This window comes from Candidatus Methylobacter oryzae, from assembly GCF_003994235.2.
In the GTDB taxonomy this organism is placed as follows: domain Bacteria; phylum Pseudomonadota; class Gammaproteobacteria; order Methylococcales; family Methylomonadaceae; genus Methylobacter_A; species Methylobacter_A oryzae.
The window spans coordinates 131,945-150,232 of the sequence record NZ_RYFG02000121.1 but is presented as its reverse complement, the minus strand read 5'-3'; the positions used below and the strand labels follow the sequence as shown (position 1 = coordinate 150,232).

At 55.9% G+C, this 18,288-nt stretch carries 18 protein-coding genes; 9 read left to right on the top strand and 9 right to left on the bottom strand.

Going from position 1 to position 18,288, the window contains the following annotated elements:
* The first annotated feature begins 207 nt into the window (after positions 1–207).
* From EKO24_RS21450 to EKO24_RS21410, 9 genes are all read left to right on the top strand, one after another.
* Positions 208–588: a hypothetical protein gene (locus EKO24_RS21450; protein WP_143733287.1), complete on the top strand. Its 381-nt coding sequence runs from the start codon at positions 208–210 to the stop codon at positions 586–588.
* A gap of 58 nt (positions 589–646) precedes the next feature.
* Complete coding sequence (gene nifE / locus EKO24_RS21445; protein ID WP_143733286.1) at positions 647–2,053, top strand: nitrogenase iron-molybdenum cofactor biosynthesis protein NifE; 1,407 nt, start codon at positions 647–649, stop codon at positions 2,051–2,053.
* A gap of 549 nt (positions 2,054–2,602) precedes the next feature.
* Positions 2,603–3,991 (top strand): nitrogenase iron-molybdenum cofactor biosynthesis protein NifN, encoded by a 1,389-nt coding sequence (gene nifN, locus EKO24_RS21440; RefSeq protein WP_143733285.1) that lies wholly within the window; start codon positions 2,603–2,605, stop codon positions 3,989–3,991.
* A 14-nt stretch (positions 3,992–4,005) separates the two neighbouring features.
* On the top strand, positions 4,006–4,560 hold the full coding sequence (locus EKO24_RS21435; protein ID WP_143733284.1) for a NifB/NifX family molybdenum-iron cluster-binding protein: 555 nt from the start codon (positions 4,006–4,008) through the stop codon (positions 4,558–4,560).
* Between the two features lie 16 nt (positions 4,561–4,576).
* Positions 4,577–5,461, top strand: coding sequence for a sugar phosphate isomerase/epimerase family protein (locus tag EKO24_RS21430; RefSeq protein ID WP_143733283.1), 885 nt, complete (start codon positions 4,577–4,579; stop codon positions 5,459–5,461).
* Positions 5,462–5,466: 5 nt separating this feature from the next.
* Positions 5,467–5,742 (top strand): NifU family protein, encoded by a 276-nt coding sequence (locus tag EKO24_RS21425; protein WP_143733282.1) that lies wholly within the window; start codon positions 5,467–5,469, stop codon positions 5,740–5,742.
* 185 nt (positions 5,743–5,927) lie between these two features.
* Positions 5,928–6,128 (top strand): 4Fe-4S binding protein, encoded by a 201-nt coding sequence (locus EKO24_RS21420; RefSeq protein ID WP_143733281.1) that lies wholly within the window; start codon positions 5,928–5,930, stop codon positions 6,126–6,128.
* Between the two features lie 119 nt (positions 6,129–6,247).
* Positions 6,248–8,494, top strand: a complete 2,247-nt coding sequence (locus EKO24_RS21415) for a TonB-dependent receptor family protein (protein ID WP_143733280.1) — start codon at positions 6,248–6,250, stop codon at positions 8,492–8,494.
* A 325-nt stretch (positions 8,495–8,819) separates the two neighbouring features.
* Positions 8,820–9,695, top strand: coding sequence for a TOBE domain-containing protein (locus EKO24_RS21410; protein WP_143733279.1), 876 nt, complete (start codon positions 8,820–8,822; stop codon positions 9,693–9,695).
* Positions 9,696–9,819: 124 nt separating this feature from the next.
* Here the strand turns inward: EKO24_RS21410 and nifA are convergent, their stop codons facing one another.
* From nifA to vnfK, 9 genes are all read right to left on the bottom strand, one after another.
* A complete protein-coding gene (gene nifA / locus EKO24_RS21405; protein ID WP_143733278.1) occupies positions 9,820–11,370 on the bottom strand; it encodes a nif-specific transcriptional activator NifA in 1,551 nt (516 codons plus the stop codon).
* A 234-nt stretch (positions 11,371–11,604) separates the two neighbouring features.
* Positions 11,605–11,802 carry a Nif11-like leader peptide family natural product precursor gene (locus EKO24_RS21400; protein ID WP_143733277.1) on the bottom strand — a complete coding sequence of 66 codons (198 nt, stop codon included), beginning with the start codon at positions 11,800–11,802 and terminating at the stop codon, positions 11,605–11,607.
* Between the two features lie 43 nt (positions 11,803–11,845).
* Positions 11,846–12,700 carry a phosphonate ABC transporter, permease protein PhnE gene (gene phnE, locus EKO24_RS21395; protein WP_143733276.1) on the bottom strand — a complete coding sequence of 285 codons (855 nt, stop codon included), beginning with the start codon at positions 12,698–12,700 and terminating at the stop codon, positions 11,846–11,848.
* Complete coding sequence (gene phnD, locus EKO24_RS21390) at positions 12,697–13,572, bottom strand: phosphate/phosphite/phosphonate ABC transporter substrate-binding protein (protein WP_196240044.1); 876 nt, start codon at positions 13,570–13,572, stop codon at positions 12,697–12,699. The genes phnE and phnD overlap by 4 nt, the downstream gene beginning before the upstream one ends.
* Positions 13,523–14,353 carry a phosphonate ABC transporter ATP-binding protein gene (locus EKO24_RS21385; protein WP_143733275.1) on the bottom strand — a complete coding sequence of 277 codons (831 nt, stop codon included), beginning with the start codon at positions 14,351–14,353 and terminating at the stop codon, positions 13,523–13,525. The genes phnD and EKO24_RS21385 overlap by 50 nt, the downstream gene beginning before the upstream one ends.
* On the bottom strand, positions 14,350–14,859 hold the full coding sequence (locus EKO24_RS22600; protein WP_127029489.1) for a hypothetical protein: 510 nt from the start codon (positions 14,857–14,859) through the stop codon (positions 14,350–14,352). Before EKO24_RS22600 ends, EKO24_RS21385 begins: the two co-directional genes overlap by 4 nt.
* Before the next feature lie 158 nt (positions 14,860–15,017).
* Positions 15,018–15,587: a NifB/NifX family molybdenum-iron cluster-binding protein gene (locus EKO24_RS21375; protein WP_127029490.1), complete on the bottom strand. Its 570-nt coding sequence runs from the start codon at positions 15,585–15,587 to the stop codon at positions 15,018–15,020.
* 52 nt (positions 15,588–15,639) lie between these two features.
* Positions 15,640–16,533: a hypothetical protein gene (locus tag EKO24_RS21370; RefSeq protein ID WP_127029491.1), complete on the bottom strand. Its 894-nt coding sequence runs from the start codon at positions 16,531–16,533 to the stop codon at positions 15,640–15,642.
* Positions 16,534–16,865: 332 nt separating this feature from the next.
* Positions 16,866–18,287 carry a V-containing nitrogenase subunit beta gene (gene vnfK, locus EKO24_RS21365; protein ID WP_127029492.1) on the bottom strand — a complete coding sequence of 474 codons (1,422 nt, stop codon included), beginning with the start codon at positions 18,285–18,287 and terminating at the stop codon, positions 16,866–16,868.
* Position 18,288: the final 1 nt, after the last annotated feature.

Below are 18,288 nucleotides of genomic sequence, written 5' to 3'. Positions count from 1 at the left end.
GTCCTATGTTGATTAGGCTCTGTATTTTTGGCCGTTAACCACAGTCCCTCGCGGCGCAGCGCGCCTTAACCCTGCATTCCCACGCAGCGCGTGGGAACGAGATAAAAACGTAGCGCGTCCGACACCGCAAAAACGATGCCCCGGCTTAGACAGCTGGCCCGATGTTTGCAGAGTTTGTTTCGTATTCATCACGAACCGAGAACGAACATGAAAACTCATTCCGATAGCCAAGCCGCCCCCGGCATCGCCACCTGCAAGATCTGCACGATACGACTCGAACAGCTTTGTTACCGCCGGGCCTGGTGGTTTCGAATTTTTCGGGAAGTGTTGGCCACAGGCATCCGTCTTTTCGCTGTCGCGTACAGATTGCCGGCCGACAGGCACCCGCCCCGTTCGGCCATGTGCCACAGCTGTTTACGTTTTCGTAAAAACGCGCTAAAGCAGTGTTCCGCTTTGTTCAACCGGCTGGACAGCCATCTCAATCCCCTCTTTAACAAAGTGCGCAATTCCCTGCTGACTGAAGCGGAATTGGAGCAGGCGCGCAAACTCGCGAGCGATGCAAACGAACCGGACTTCTCCAATTATTAAGCCATATGGCATCGATGTTGCTTTATACACGTCGTCACCCTCTACTTTGGAGCACACCATGAATAGCCAAGAGATACAGGCCTTACTCGACGAGCCGGCCTGTGCCCATAATCACGGCGCCAAGAGCGGCTGCGCCAAGGGCCAACCCGGCGCCACTCAAGGCGGCTGCGCGTTCGACGGCGCCCAGATCGCACTCCTGCCCATCGCCGATGCCGCCCACATTGTCCACGGTCCTATCGGTTGCGCCGGAAGCTCCTGGGATATGCGCGGCAGCCGTTCTTCGGGACCTATCTTATACCGGAAAGGCATGACCACCGATCTTTCCGAGGTAGACGTCATCATGGGACGGGGCGAAAAGCGACTGTTTTTTTCAATTAAAGAAGCCATCGACAAATACCGGCCCGCCGCTGTCTTTGTCTACAACACCTGCGTGACCGCGTTGCAGGGCGACGACATCGAAGTCACCGCCAAGGCCGCGGCCGAACGCTGGGGCGTACCGGTGGTGCCGGTCGACTGCGCCGGTTTTTACGGTGGTAAAAGCATGGGCAACCGCATCGCCGGCGAAACGCTGTACAAGCATGTGATCGGCACGCGCGAGCCGGAGCCGATACCGGATGCAGCGCAACGCCCCGGCATCCGGGTTCACGACATCAACCTGATCGGGGAATACAACATCGTCGGCGAGTTCTGGCGGGTAGCGCCGCTATTCGACGAACTGGGCCTGCGCATTCTTTGCACCTTGTCCGGCGACGCCCGTTTTCACGAAGTGCAGAGCATGCACCGCGCCGAAGTCAATATGGTGGTGTGTTCCAAGGCGATGCTGAACGTCGCCCGGAAATTACAGGACGATTACGGCGCGCCTTTTTTCGAAGGCAGTTTTTACGGCATCGACGACACTTCGCAAGCACTTCGGGATTTTGCCGGACATTTGCATGACCGGGACCTGACAGCACGCACCGAAGCCTTGATAGAGCGCGAAGAAGCAGCGGCGGCAGCGGCGTTGGAACCGTGGCGAGCCCGCTTGCGCGGCAAGCGGGCGCTGATTTTCTCAGGAGGCGTCAAATCCTGGTCGGTCATTTCAGCGTTGCAGGATTTGCAAATGACGGTCGTCGCCAGCGGCACCGAAAAATCCACCGAGGAAGATAAAGCGCGTATCCGCAAGCTGATGGGCGAAAACACCCGCATGATCGACGATAACGACCAGACCGCGTTGATGGCGACCTGCCGCGAATACGGCGCCGACATTTTGATCGCCGGCGGCCGTTATCTACAGGCGGCGCTGAAATCCGGCATCCCGTTCCTGGACATCAACCACGAGCGGGATTTCGGCTATGCCGGCTACACGGGCATCATCGAACTGGCCAAGCAACTCAGCTATGCGATAGACAATCCGGTTTGGAGCAAACTGCATAAGCCGGCGCCCTGGCCCGGTAGGAGCGGCTTTAGCCGCGATCATCGCGGCTAAAGCCGCTCCTACACCCGTTGGCGCATGGCAAGAAAATCCGTAGCCGCCTGTCCAATCCGCGTTCCGTTATTTCAGTTGCCAAGCATTGGAGACTGCGAAAGTATTCGTAATAGAACAAAAAAAGTATTCACCATGAAGAACACGAAGGACACGAAGAAAAATTGTAACTATTCAGCGAAAAGAGAAATAGCACACGGATGATTACGGATAAGACGGATTGACACGGATTTTTTAAACGATTCCATGCTTTTAATCCGTGATGATCCGTTTAATCCGTGTCATCCGTCGACTGCATGGACAGATATTTGCTCCTGCAATATCTGCATTCCCCACATCCTTGTGGGTTATGCAGGAGGTAGAGCAATGCAGGGAGCAATTGCCGAGTGCCATTCATCATTTTTAGCATACGCTGAATAGTTACGAAAAATTCAATAAATTAAAAACTCCGTGTTCTTCGTGTCCTTCGTGGTGAATAATCCTTTCAACTTGATTTGGATAATATTTTTACAGTCTCTTTGGCTTAACCATTACTTTTATCAGGAAACTATCGTGGCAAACATTATTTTTCCCAACAAAGCATTAACCGTTAATCCGCTTAAAGTCAGCCAGGCCATGGGCGCCTCGCTGGCCTTCTTCGGCATCAACCGCTGTCTACCGCTTGAACATGGCGCACAGGGTTGCACAGCCTTCAGCCGGGTATTTTTCACCCGTCATTTTCGCGAACCGATTCCGCTGCAAACGACGGCACTAGATCATGCCGTCACGGTGATGGGAACCGACGCCAACGTCGTCGAAGCGCTCAAAACCATCAGCGAACATCACCGGCCGGACCTGATCGGCCTGGTAACGACCGGCCTGTCGGAGACCCAAGGTTCGGATATCCTGGGTTCGATCAAGGCATTCCGGAACGCTTATCCGCATTACACCGACATCGCCGTAGCGCCGGTCAATACCCCGGATACGGTGGGCTGCCTGGAAACCGGCTTTGCCGCCGCGGTGGAAGCCATTGTCGCCGCACTGGTGCCGGAAAGCCGCTGTCCGGGGCGCAAGCCGCAACAAGTCAATGTACTGCTGCCGTCGATGTTCACGCCCGGCGACGTCGAAACCGTCGGCGACTGGCTCGGCGCTTTCGGCTTGCAGCCGGTGTTGTTGCCGGATCTTGGCGATTCGCTGGACGGCCATATCGAGCAACTGGGCTTTTCCACGCTGACGACCGGCGGTACGGACCGGAGCCGGATCGCAACGATCGGCGAGTCGGCCGCCACATTGGTCATCGGCCCATCTCTCAATAAGGCCGCCGATCTTTTGAAGGCCCGTACCGGCGTTCCGGATTACCGTTTCCCGGACTTGATGGGACTGGACGCCTGCGACGACTTTACCGCCGCTCTCGCCGCCATCAGCGGCAAACCGGTCCCGCGTCAAATCGTCAGGCAACGCGCCCAGCTGCTCGACGCGATGGTCGACTGCCACTTGCAGTTCGGCGGCGTCCGGGCCGCGGTGGCCGCCGATCCGGAACTGTTGGGCGCGTTGATCCGGTTTTTTAAAGATCTGGGCATCGACGTGCCGACAGCGGTTTCCTCGGTACGTAGCGAGACGTTGGCCGGCCTGCCGGTCGACAGAGTCATCGTCGGCGATCTGGAAGACTTGGAACAAGGCGCCGGGGAATGCGGCGTGGATCTGCTGGTCGCCAACTCCCACGGCGCCGATCTGGCCAGGCAGCTCGACATTCCGCTGTTACGCGCCGGATTTCCGCTGTACGACCGCTTCGGCGGTTTTGCCAGACGCTGGGTCGGTTACGCCGGTTCGCGGCAAATCGTATTCGACATTGCCAATCTGATTGCATGGCAACGCCGCGAGATCAAGCCTTACCATTCGATTTACCGGCAACCTGCCACGGAAGTTGCCGGCCATCGTTCGCAAGCTGCGACCAGCCATTAAAACGGAGACCCCAAATGATAAAAGTTGCCTTTGCTTCCAGCGACCAGACTCACGTCAACCTGCATTTCGGCGCCGCCGAGCGCTTTGTCATCTATCAAGTCGCGCCCGGCCAGGCCGAATTGGTCGCTGTCGGCGAATTCGTACCGGCAGTCATGACCGGAGACAACCGCTTCAAAGACGCGCCGTTCGACCCGAACGCGTTCATCATGGATGAAGTTTCGACCCACCCGGACGCCGTGCCCATGTCCCATGAAGACAAGGTCGCCAGCAAACTGGAATTTCTAACCGGCTGCGCCGCCGTTTACGCGGCATCCATCGGCGCTTCGTCGATCAAACGGATCATGGCTGCCGGCATTCAGCCGATCATCGTCAACACCGGCAGCGCCATACTCGATCATCTCAACGAAATCAGCATCGCTTTGACCAAAGGCGGGCTGGCTTGGGTGGAAAAGGCAAAAGCCCAAAGCAAACCGGCAAACCGCTTCGACGCCATTGCCGAACAAGGCTGGAACGGCGACGAGCCCGGCTCATCCGCCCCGCAAAACGCGCCATCCGTGACGATTCAGTAAATTTTGGAGCCTGCACGTGAAACTGGCCGTATCGACGCTCGCATTGCCCAGGGAAAGGCCGGCGGAATGGTTGCCTAAGATAGCCGACATGGGTTTCGCCGGCGTGGAGGTGTCGCCATCGTGGACATGGGGGACAAACGGCGCCGAACCGGATAATTCAACGGTAAGCGTTTTTAGGCAAAAAGCCCGGCAAGCGGGTTTGGCCATTGTCGGCCTGCACTCGCTGTTGCATGGACAAACCGGGATGGGCCTGCTGCAAGGCGCCGAAGCCCGGCACAAGGCTGTCGAATTTGTGGTGCGAATGTCGCAGGTCTGCCGCGATTTAGGCGGACGTACGCTGATTTTAGGTGGGGAACGGTTTCGCCGCACTGTCGGTGAACACTCGGCCTGGGCCGAATTGGCAAGCTTTTTCGATGCCGTGCTGCCGCGCATCGAAAATCATGGGACCCTGTTGTGCCTGGATCCGCTAGGGCCTGCAAGCGCCGACTTCTGCCGGCGGGCCGCCGAGTGCCGGATGTTGATCAATTATCTCGACCACCCGTCGTTGGGTTACCAGCTCAATTCAGCGGTTATCGTCGCCAATGGCGATACCGGCCACAGCACATTTGCAGCGCTCCGGGGACAACTGGATATTTTCCACGTAGCCGAACCGGGCTTGCAAGCCATCGCATCCTCGAAACAAATCGACCATGCCGATTTTCGCCGGCACCTGGCAGCCATCAGTTTTGCCGAGTGGTTATGCCTGCATCAGCAAGCAGGCGCCGCTCCCGGCGATGAGCTTGAAAACGGCCTGCGCCTGTTACGGCACTATTATCTTCGCCGGGACAATCTGAATCTCGACCGGCTTCGACAACAAACGGCTGCCGCAACGCAGCTCGCCCCACAATCTATCACAGGATAATACTCATGGCCTCCGATTCCGAAACGATCTTGGACAACATCAGCAGCGACAATACCGTGGTTCCGTACGACTTGGTTGCCGCGACCGTCGAAACCCTTAGACCGGCCGTACAACAAGACGGCGGCGATCTTGAACTGATCAAGATCGAGGGCCTTAGGGTTTTTATAAAACTCAGCGGCGCGTGCACCACCTGCACGCTGGCAGGGCAAACCCTTGGCGGGGTCCGGCGGAAACTGGTGGAAGTGCTGGGCATACCGGTTCGCGTCGTACCGGCGAACTAAACCCGATACAGCGTAAATGCTTCGGCCGCTCAAACAATCGGCCTATTATCCTAAAAAAAGTAGTCGGCACGAATGAAAAAGCCGTTCGTGCCGTGCCCTTCGACAAGCGCTGAGCGAACGGAATTTTGAATAGCTCAACGGCTCTATTTAGGATGATTCCAAATCTCAATTAAGGAGTAAACAACATGTCTATGTTCATTAACAACGACGACTGCACAGGCTGCGGCGACTGCGAACCGGTTTGTCCTACCGGCTCCATCAGCAACCGGAACGGTGTTTTCGTGATCGACGTTAGCAGCTGCACTGAATGCGCGGATGATTCCGGCGAACCGCACTGTATCTCCGTATGTCCCTCGGACTATTGCATCCAGCCTTTGTATGACTAAATTGCCGCCGCGCCAGAGGCATTAGCCAGACCCGACTGGCGCCAGATATTTTGGCCAATACCAGCGACGATTTAAATCGGATAGGCAAACTGCTGAACAGTTAAGTTAGGAGTACTAAAATGAAGACCTCGCACCAACTGCTATCGTGTTTACTCGTGGATTTAGCGACAGGCGATATTCAGGCATCGGAACCGCTAGAGCTGCCCGAAATCGTAGTCGAGGAAAATGTCGAGAAAGCCGCAGTCTTCTCCGGCTCCACGTCGGTGATCGACAAGCAAACCCTGGAACGCGACCAAGTGTTTACCGTCAACGAAGCCTTGCGCAAGGTGCCGGGCGTTTACGTGCGCGACGAGGAAGGCTTCGGTCTGCGGCCGAATATCGCTTTTCGCGGCCAGAACCCGTTCCGTTCCACCAAGGTGTTGTTTCTGGAAGACGGCATTCCGTTCAACTTCGCGCCCTACGGAGATAACGACATTTATTACCATCCGCCGATCGAACGCTATGACGGCATCGAAATCTACAAAGGCGCCGATTTAACTCAATTCGGCCCGCAGACCATCAACGGCGCGATCAATTATTTAACGCCAAAAGTGCCGGCCACGCCCGGCAGCTTCGTCAGCTTTACCGGCGGCAACCGCGATTATCTGAACGGCCATGCCCGCTACGGCGGTATGGTAAAAAACGTCCAGGGCCTGTATGCGGTCGGCGGAGTGGCCGATTTCATCCACAAGGAAGGCACGGAAGCCCGCGACAATACCTTCGCCGCCGTTGACGACGCCAATCTGAAAAGCATTATCGACATCGACGCCCGCAACCGCTTGACGCTACGCGGAGATTTCTTTCATCAAGATGAAAAAGGCGCGACCTTCGGCATGACCGACGCCGAATACCGCAAACTGGGCGCGAGGTACAACCCCGACAAGAACGCCAGTTTCATCAACGACCGTTGGTCCACCTCGGCGACCTATGAACACAGTTTCAACAGCGACGTGACGCTGGAAACCAGTTTCTACTGGTCGGCTTTCGAACGCAATTGGTGGCGGCAGCAGAATCAGTTTCCGAGCGAAAACCAATGCGGCACAGCTTACGTGCAAAATCGGGAAAACGGCATACCGGTCGATATGGATACCTGCAACTATGACATCGGCCGCAACCGTAATTACGAGACCTGGGGCATCGCGCCAACGCTGCATGCCAAACATGACTTGTTCGGTATTGAAAGTCGTCTCGACACCGGTTTTCGCGCTCATTTCGAGAAGCAATACCGGCAGCAAATACAGGGCAACTCGCCAACCGCGCGTAGCGGCACGATGTTGGAAAACAACGAGCGCTTTGCCGATGCCTACTCCGGCTTTTTTCAAAACCAATTCATCTGGAGCGACTGGACCTTTACACCGGGCGTCCGAATTGAATCGGTCAGCTACCAACGTCTGGACTTGCGAACGGGTGTGGCGGGCAACAACGGCATGACCGAAATCCTGCCGTCATTAGCGATGACTTACAGCCCTATCGACAAAGCCACGCTGTTTTTCGGCATCCATCGCGGCTTCGCGCCGCCGCGGGTCGAGGACAGCGTCAACAATACCACCGGCGGTTCGGTCGACATCGGCCCGGAAATCAGTTGGAACGCCGAGTTCGGCGTCCGGGCCAGACCCGTGCGCGGCATCAAAACCGATCTGACCTATTTCCACAACAATTTCGATACGCTGACGGCATTGGGTACGGTCGGCGGCGTCGACACGCCGGTGGCGCAGGGTCAGGCCTTGTATGAAGGTATCGAGTTAATGGCGCGGGCCGACCTCGGGGATGTGTTCAACTGGACGCATAACCCTTATGCGCAAGTCGCCTACACTTGGCTGCCGACCGCCGAAACCACATCGCCGTTTCATTGCTTGCCGGACAGCGGTCAAGCCACCGGCTCCAATGTCAACGCCACGTTCACTAAATTCTGCCCCAGTGGCAACGTATTCGGCTCGGCTGCCGGCAAACGGGCGCCGTACGCACCGGAAAACCTGTTAACCGCGACCTTGGGTTATTCGCATGCTAACGGCTTCGACGCACATCTGGAAGCGGTGTTCGTCGGCGAGCAGTTCGCCGATTTCATGAACCTGAATAGCGCCAGCGACCTGCCGTTCGATGTCGGCACGACCGCTCAGCGCGATGCGTTGATCAAATCCGGCCAGTTCGGCAAAATCAATGACTACGTGGTGGTCAACTTCGCCGGTTCTTACAAGGTACGCAAGAATTTGACGTTACTCGTATCGATGAAAAACATGCTGGATAACACCTACATCGTCGACCGGGTGCGCGGTATTCAACCCGGTATGCCGCGTCTGGTGCAGGCCGGGTTTAAATATGAGTTTTGATGTGCCGCGAACATAACGCCCGGAAGCCGGAATCTCAACCTCTATGGATATAGCCCGTAATAACTTCCCTATATAGATTGGACGAAATTTTTCCGTTCGTGCTGATCCTTCGACTACGCTCAGGACTAAAGGCCTTGTCGAAGGGTGGGCGGTAAAATTTCGTTCCACTGCGTCAAGCCGGTCATGCTTCAACAAGCTCAGTACGAACGGCTTGACGACCGAAAATAGTGATTTCGAGAAGTTATTTTTAACCAAATCCTATGTCCCGGTAAAATTTCACGTGAACACAAAAATCAGCGCCTCCCTACCTAAGGCTATTTTAAAGATGACATGCAGCCCAAAAAAGAACCGCCTCATAAACCAGAATTGGGTCGAAGGCGAATTGCGCCTGGTCAACACCTTGGACAACCAGATAATTAGCTTATTAAGGGCGATAGATCAAACCGGTTCCATCACTCTGGCTGCCAAGCAGCTAGGTTTGAGCTATAAAGGCGCTTGGCAGATGATAGCGCGCGCCAATAATATTGCCCCCAAGGTTTTAATTATCACCGCAATCGGCGGCAGCAAGGGAGGCGGTACTCGCCTGAGCGTCACCGGCCGATCGCTGTTGCTGTTATTTACCCGTCTGGAGTTACAGCACAAGCAATTTTTGCAGCAACTTAACCGAAGCTTGGTGAACGATCCCGATATCATGCGTCTTCTGGAACCGCTAACAATCAAAACAAGCTCCACCAATCAGCTATTAGGCACAATTGCCGCCATTCAAGCATGGAGTTCTAATATCGAGGTGTCTGTCGAATTGAAAGGCGGCGAACAGATTATTGCATCGCTCAGCCGGCCGGAGTTTAAGCAACTTGAACTCGGCATCGGCAGCGATGTGCTGTTGCTGATCAATGCCACGGAAATTCTTATCGTCGCCGAGACGGACAATAATTTTCCATCAACGCATAACAACCTGCTCGGCACAGTGGTTCTTGTCCGTCGCAACAACGAAGATTCGGTGGTTGCTGTTCAACTGGCCAGCGGCGATAGCCTTACCGCCACAATCTCCGGACGTAATACGGAATTATTGGGACTCACCCACGGAATACCGGTTTACGCCGTTTTCGAAAATAACGCTGTGATATTGGGCGCGTTATCTCAACCGGCACAGACGGCCAAAAAATCAGTAAACAAGCTTCGTTGTTGCTGTGGGCAATAAAAACAAACTAAGCCATGGTGGCTATTGCAGGCGATAGATAGGACGGGCAGGTGTTCCGGATATATTGATCTTATACCCAAAGGGCATAAGTTTCGTATGAGCAGACCAGCTGCTCAACTCAGCTTTAAATATGTTTCATCTGGATATTCAACGTCCTGACCCGATAAGCAATTTTTCTCGGCGTCATGTTGAGCAATCGGGCGGCTTTGGCCTGCACCCATCCGGCTTGTTCCAAAGCTGCTATGACGCGTTCCCGCTCATCCATTTCTTCCGCGTCAAGCTCCGTTTTGGCGGCGGAGAACGGAACAAGACGAAAATTTTCTTTTAAGCCGGTTCTTGCGATGGTCTCGCGATTGATGACACCGTCATGGCTCATAATGCTGGCCCGTTCCAGCGTATTTTCCAATTCCCGCACATTGCCGGGCCAATCATGGCGCATCAGCAAACGGATCGCGCTGTCCTTAATTTCCAGACTGCGTCCTCCTTGCCGCTCTGAAATACGGAGCAGAAAGACCTTCGCCAGTTCCGGTATATCCTCCAAGCGCTCGCGTAGCGAAGGCATGTCGATAGGCATAACGTTAAGGCGATAATACAAATCCTCCCGGAATTCGCCCCGTTGCACAGCCTGTTCCAAATTGCGGTTGGTCGCGGCAATAATGCGTACTTGTACTTTCACGGTCTGGCTGCTGCCGACCCGGTCGAACTCGCCTTCTTGCAACACGCGCAATAGCTTGGTTTGGAAATCGAGAGAAATCTCGCCGATTTCGTCGAGAAAAATCGTGCCGTGGTTACCCAATTCGAATCGGCCCTTATGTTGGCTTAATGCTCCCGAGAATGCACCTTTTTCATGACCGAATAGTTCGGACTCCAGCAAATTGTCGGCCAAAGCCGGGCAATTCAGTTTGATGAACGGCCCATCGGCACAAGCGGAGTTGTGGTGAATGGCATTGGCGATAAGCTCTTTACCGGTGCCCGATTCGCCGCGGATCAGCACCGTAGTATTCCATTTGGCAACCTGTCTGACCTGTTCAAAAACTTTTAGCATCACCGGGCTATGGCCGGTGATGTGCTCAAAACCGTAACCTTGATGCAGGCATTGTTCCAGCCTATCCCGTTCTTCACTTAGTTTCCTGGTTTTTTGTTCCACGGCCCGCAACATTGCCGCACTTTCGGCGATGAGGTTGGCGACCATCTCCATAAAACGCGCTCGCTCGCTCAGCTCATGACAGTTCGCCGGTTGCGCGGTCAACACGCCGACAATTGCATCGTCGCCGACCCGGATCGGTACGCCAATAAACGGTAGGGCTACGTCGTAAAAGTCCAGTTTGCCCGAGAATCGCGGCTCGTCGGTGATACGTTCGAGCACGATGGTAGTGCCGATATCCATAACGGTTTCTACCAATCCGTCACCCGGCCGATAACTCACTGCGTTCATTGCTACTCGTCCCTTATGCCGGCGCAGTGCGCGAATTTCTAATATGTCGGTTTCCCGGTCCCGCAAAGCCATTAAACCGGAACTCATTCCGGCCAAATTGTGAAGTATGTCCAACACGCTTTGGAGTTTGTCACGCAAGCTTAGAGGACTGTTCAGCACCATGCTGATTTGATACAGCGTTTCCAGTTCTTGTTCAATAAGCCGGCTTCGGTCAAACCGGCGCGAATATTCAGACAACATCCCGGCTTGCTGGCGTTGACAAGACGGATCTCGTTTAGACTTTAATACAACCTTGCTCTGAACCATAAACAACGACGTCCTTCTTTAGTAAGTTGAAATATATACTCCAGCGATATTTTCGATTTTCAGGCAATCCACATGTAGTGTCAGACATAACCGAAAATCCGGTCGCCCGGTATATATAACGCAATACTCGTTCAACCGGCTTGCTAATCAGTCGTCAAGATAAGAATATCAAAACTCCGGCGTAATCCCATATTCAGCGTAGATGGCGTCCCTTGCCTGAAGAAATTCCTGCCTGGAAAACTCGAAACCCTGTTCCTTGAGATATGACCAATTGGCTTGCTCATCTTCGCAAGCATTGACGGTGCTGCGAAACACCTCGTCACTGCGCATTCTCTTGATATAAGCGATGGCGGATTCTACAGACATGACGTACAACTCCTTAAGAAAATATGAATAAAAAACACTTGCGCTAGGCCGACAGAGCGCCAAGCAAATGAGCGCGAATACGAGCCCCGACCAGGTTGATCAAGGTCACCAAAACCAATAAAACGATGATCAAGGCCAGCGCTTCCCGATACTCGAACAGATGAAACGCGGTAACGATTTCAAGGCCCAAACCGCCGGCGCCGACTACGCCTAGCGTCGTCGCGGCGCGGACATTGTGCTCCCAGCGATACAAAGTAACATCGACCAGCCGCGGCAAAAGCTGCGGCCAGACGCTGAAACGCAACACGCCGATTTCGGAGACGCCCTGACTGCGCAACGCCGCGCCCGGAGCCGGGTCCACATGTTCGAGCAGCTCGGCGCAGAATTTGCCTATCATGCCGGTGGAATGGCAAGCCAGCGCAAAAATGCCGGGCAAAGGGCCGAATCCGACCGCGGCGACGAAAATAATGCCCCAAACCAAACCGGGTATGGAGCGCAAAATATTCAGAAACAGTAGTACCAGCCCGCGCAGGACAACGGGACCGGTACCGCGAGCGGCCAACGCGCCCAGCGGTATCGCCGCCAGCGCGCCGAGCACCGTGCCGACCACGCTCATCGCGAGGGTGTCCAGCAACGGCTTGCCCCATTTTTGCCAACGGCTGAAATCGGGCGGGAAAGCATCGCCGGCCAGCGTCATCAGGGTCGGCAGCGCATCGGCATAACGTTGCGGATCGAGCGCGCCGGCATAAACAAACGCCGTTGCGACGATGGCGAAACAGACCACGAAGACCGCCGCCGGCCGCCAGGCCCGACGCCGAGCCAACGCAACCACCGCCGTCAGGTCCGGGCGGGTTTGCCGTGCCCGGCTTGCGTCCACGAAAGCGCCGCCGATGCTCATCGCACGATGTCGAGCGCATCGGGGCGTTCGCGGCTAATCACGTCTATCCAGTGCCGGACCAAGTCAACGTCGGAGTCTTCGGCAGCAATAAACGACCGGGCCCGAAACACCTTAAGCGCATCTGGATCATCGATATTGATGAAAGCCCGGCGGATTTTTTCCTTGACGGCCGGCTCCAGGCCCTGACGAAAAGTCCACATGTATTCCGGAATCGGCGGCGACTCGGCCAGGACGCGGACGCTGCCGGCCTTTATCTTGCCTTCATCGAGCAAACGCCGGAATATCGGCATCGACAAACCGCCGGCGGCGACCTTATGGCCAGCAACGGCCAAGGCCACGGCATCGTGCGCGCCGAGCACGCGCAGCTCATAATCGCGGCCGGAGACCAGCCCGGCTTCGGCGAGCATATAGCGCGGCACCCAGGTGCCCGAAGTCGAAGCCGGGTCGCCGAAAGCAATGTCCCGGTTTTTCAAATCCGCCAGACTGTTGGCCCGACTGTCGGCCGGAACGATGATCACGGCCTGGAAGGTAGGCCCCACCGCGTCGTGGGAAGGCCTTGCAAAAGGCTCCAGTTTGGCGCGTTTGGCTTGCAGGATATAGGTGACCGGGCCTAAATACGCAATGTCGATGCGGCCGAAACGCAAGGCTTCGCCGGTCGCGGCGTAATTGGCGCCCACCACCAGCTCGACCGGCATGCCCAACTGTTTTTCCAGATAAGCGCGCAAAGGCTCGTTGAGACGCATGACCGTCGGCGCCGACTCGCCCGGAAGCAATCCCACCACCAGTTTGGAGGGAGGGCCGCCGGCCTGGGCAAACGGTAAACTACTGACTGCGATTAGCAAGCACAAGCGCTTTAGCATAGAACTCAACATGGTTTGACTCCTGATATTCATAAATAGAATCCGCCGTATCGACAAAGGATTTGGCCGCGTTGACGCGAAAAATCCGTCGTTGTACGTCGGCATTGAAACTTGCCGGCGCGCCGTCGAAAACGATACGGCCGGCCGCCAGGGCAATGACTTTGTCGGCCAACGACAACGCAATGTCGATCTGGTGCATCACCAAGATCACCGTCATGCCGTCGCGCATCGCCATCCGCCGCAGGATATCGCCCATTTGCCGCACCAGGGCCGGATCGACGGCGGCGAAAGGCTCGTCGCCGAGCAACAGGCTCGGCTTTCTGATCAACGCTCTGGCCACCCCGACCCGCTGCCGTTCGCCGCCGCTAAGATTCGACGCGCGAACTGCCGAGCGCTGCAACAGGCCGACCTCATCGAGCGCTTCGGCGGCGCGGTAGCGCATGGCTTGCGGCCAAGGCAGCGGCGACAGCGGATGGCGCTGGTCCGCCAGGCCCAGCAATACGTTATCGATCGCGCTCAGGCGGTCGATCAGGGCATGTTCCTGAAACACCGTTGCGGTGCGGCGGCGATATTCCCGAAGGCTGTCCCGCTGTTCCAGGACTCTGGCGCCATCGACGGTGATCCGTCCCAGGCTTGGCCGCAGCAAGCCGTTCAATGTCGCCAGCAGCGTGGACTTGCCGGCGCCCGAAGGCCCGACCACGGCCGTTATCCTGGCGCGCGGAATTTCGGCGGAAATATCGTGCAGCACCTGGGTCGCGCCGCGCCGTACCGATAAATGTTCGAGTTTGATCATAAATAGTTACCCCGAATCGTTAGCGCCCTGCCGCCGATCAGTCCGGAGACTCCCGCCAATCCGGACGCCGCTTTGAACGAAGCCCTACCGTAGCGTCCGAGACTGTGAAAGTATTCGTGTCGGAACAAAATCAAAGCATTCACCACGAAGGACACGAAGAACACGAAGTTTTTAATATTTTGAATTAACAGAATTTCCTCGTTCCCACGCAGCGCGCTCGTCGTTATACACAATTGTCTGCGGTACACCGCCGCCTCGTTCCGATGGGCCGTGCTCAAAAACAGGCCGATAGGCAGACCTTCCAGGTTTTTACTGGAGCCGCTCCCGGCGGTACCAGCACTTCTGACCTCCATGAATGGAGGAAATGCCGAGGACTGCCGGGAGCAGTCTCGGCCGCCATCCATGGCAGTCGGCCGCATCGGTTCCTTACCGATTGCGGCACTTCTGACCTCCAGGGATGGAGGAAATGCCGAGGATTGCCGGGAGCAATCTCGGCCGCCATCCATGGCAGTCGTAAAACCTGGAAGGTCTCACTGGCAACGTTCCGATAAGCAAGACGTTGCAGGACGTAGGCCGGAATTTCAGCCTTCATGTCTAAAGACGGTCTTAAACAGACTTATGTATAACGATGACCACAACGCGTGGGAACGAGATAACTGCCATTTCAGGCCGGCGAAGAAGGCACCTGATGGGCCTCGTTCGACTGAACATTTTCAATGGCGATCGGCTCGCGGACAGCGCCATCCTCACTAACGTCTTCGCTGTCCTTATCCAGTAAATAATCGCTATTGCGCGGCCCGCCCATGGCTTTGCGCAACCAAAGCGGCGGACGGCCGTTCATCATGCGTTGCAGATAGGCGATCACTTCGTCGATGTCGCGGCCGGCCTCCATCTTGACCGGAAACACGTCGGCATCGCGCAGTTTGACCGCCGCCACGTCGCTCAGCCCCTTGGTGAACACCACGTGACAATCCTTGACCGCCTCGACCCGCGGCGTAATCCGGTCGCCGCCGGCATTTAAAGCCTCGTCTTCCATCCAGCAGGTCCCGCCGTTTTTGGCGCTGCCTTTATGTTCCCCGGCATCGCCGCCGGAAAAACGCACGACATCGATAAACTCGCTGCTGCTGTAGCTGACATCGTAGAAGACGATTTGCTTGGCGAGCGCGAACGCACAGTCAACTTTGGTAAGACTGTTACTGGTTAAAGCGATTTTTACATGACCGGGTTTGGACATTGGCGTTTCCTCTATGAATAATGTGGCAATCAGGGTCCGGTTTAAACCGGACTCATGTCATCGGCAAACCGACAACCATCGTTTCCCGCCCGAAACGCTGACGGAACTCAGGCGGCAGTTCGGAACGGTACGGCTCCCGCGCCTGCCAGCGATGCAGGTCGGCCTCCGGCATGGCGCCGTCCTTCAGGGCTTCCACCGGCACGATATGCAGGATGTCCTTGATGACGACGAAAAAATCGATCGGATAACGCACCGGATCGGCATACAGCGCGCCGATATCGAAACGGTAGCGGCCGTCGTCAAAGACGTAACGCGGGTTATCGCAGTCGAGGCGAAAATGGCGGTTGAAAAAGCCGCGCGGCCTGAACTGATACAGCACCCTATCTTCATCGGCGAACTTGCGGATTTCGGCGACGATGTCGAGAAAATATTGCAGCAACTGCAACTCGACATAGGCTTCGCCGTAAGGCTGGCGGAAAGAGTCCAGATAGATGTGGACGAAAGACGCCAGCAGCGCGAGGCCGGCCGGGGTAATATTCAGGGACAAGGCGCAACGCTTGAAGGTACAGGACATTCTGACCAATCCCTCGCTGACCTCGATATGCCCGTCACGGTGTATCGCGGCGATTCTATATAGCCTCAGGATCCGGTAAACCTCGGCAACCATTTTTTCGCTTGCCGTCGTTCGCGGCAAGGCCAGGTACTTTTGCCAGGACGACAGCCCTTCCATCAGTTCGGCGTCCTTGCTTGCCAGAAAAGATTCCAGCAACAAGGTCGCGACATGGAGACCCAAGCTGTCCGCAACGTCCTCGTTCGTCGGCGTAGCGGCAGAAAACGGCAGTTTCTTGCGCTTGGTATACAGCTCGACCTGACGGTATTCCGGCAGCGACCAGGCAGCGCCGAAATGCGTCCGGTTTTCCGCCAGAAGGTTATTAAGTGCTTTCATATCCGGTCACAGTTTTGCTAATTTCCGAGAAAAATATGTTCCGCGAACCAATCACGACACGATTCAATGGTTTGTTTTTTCGTGTTTTTCGTGCTTTTCGTGGACAATGGTTTGGTTTTACCACGCTCGTTCCCACGGGCTCCGTGGGAATACAGTGCAGGACGCGCTGCGTCCCCTATACGCCAGACGCTGGTCGTGATTCGCGGCGCAGCGCGCCTAACCCTGCATTCCCACGCAGCGCGTGGGAACGAGACTGACGATAAGCGCTCCGCGTGGGAACGAGACTATAAGCGCTTCGCGCCCCGCATGAGAACGAAACAGCTAACCGCCGCTTACCAAGTGTTAAGAATCCATTCTTTATCCTTGTTGTATTCCATATGGGCGAACAGCGCATTGGCGATAGCCTCGCCCAACTCCATCGCGCCTTTGTAACCCACCGTCGGTTTACGGTACAGACCGGCCCTATCGAAGGTCGGGAAACCGACCCGCACCATCGGGATATTGTTATAAATCGCGATGTAGCGGCCTTTCGAATGGCCCATGATCAGGTCCAGCTTGAGTCCCTCCTTGGTAATCTTCTTTTCCAGATCCCACAAGTCGGCGTTGTGTATCACTTCCATGTCGAAATGCACTTTGTCCTTCAAGGCTTTCAAACGCGGGTCTCTTTTGTATTTCTTGCCCTGGTCGTCGCCGATCAGCAGCAAGACCGGCTCCAGTTCCACTTCCAGGCAGAATTCGGCAAGGCCGATAACCAGGTCGGGATGACCGTAAATCGCCACTTTTTTATTGGCGAAGAACATATGCGCCAAATCGGCCAACGCATCCAGCGCAATGCCGCGTTCATGCACTAATGATTCCGGAATCTCCTTACCGGTGATCTCGCTGATCTTGCGCAGCATATCGTCGGTATTCTGGATGCCGTAAGGCGTACTGACCAAATGCTGCGGCACCTGAAACTCATCTTGCAGATAATCCCCGGCGACGGCACCCTCGTAACGGGCCAAGGACAGCGTGGCGACAGCGTTGGCGCTGTCCTGTATTTGCTCCACCGTGGTGCGGCCCATCGGCATGATGGATTTATCCGGCATCATCGGCGAATCGAAATGCTCGGTATCCATGAAGAAAGTCGCATCGACGCCCATTTCTTTCATATAGTACTTGAGCAGCGTCAGGTCGCCCGGATTGATCCAGCCGGGGAACACGTTCAGCTTGCCGGTCGGCTCGCCTTTCTTGGCGATGGTCTTTACGATCGATTTGACGCACTCGCTGTAGCCGGTAACCTGGCTGCCCTTGAAACTCGGCGTATGCACCGGCGCCAGATAGATCTTGCGGTCGGGAAATTCCGCCTTGAGCTGTTTGTCCAATACCCTGATGCATTTTTCAATATCGTCGCCGATGACCTCCGTCGAGCAGGTGGTGATGATCGGCACCACGCGCAGATTCGGATAGCGCCGGGCCAGCACCATCACGCCTTCTTCGACCCGCCCGGCGCCGCCGAACACTGCCGACTCTTCGTGCAGGGAGGTCGAGGCGATATCGAAATTCTCCTTGAAATGCTGGGCGAACAACAGCCGCACGAACATGCTGCAACCCTGCCCGCCATGCACCAGCGGAATACAATCGGTGACGCCGATGCCGGCGTATTGCGCGCCGGCCGGTTGACAGTCGTACATCGGGTTGATGACGCCGTCCCTGTCTTTTGGAGCCAATTTAAACTCGGCCTCTGGCTTTTCGGCCACTTCACATGCAGTCATA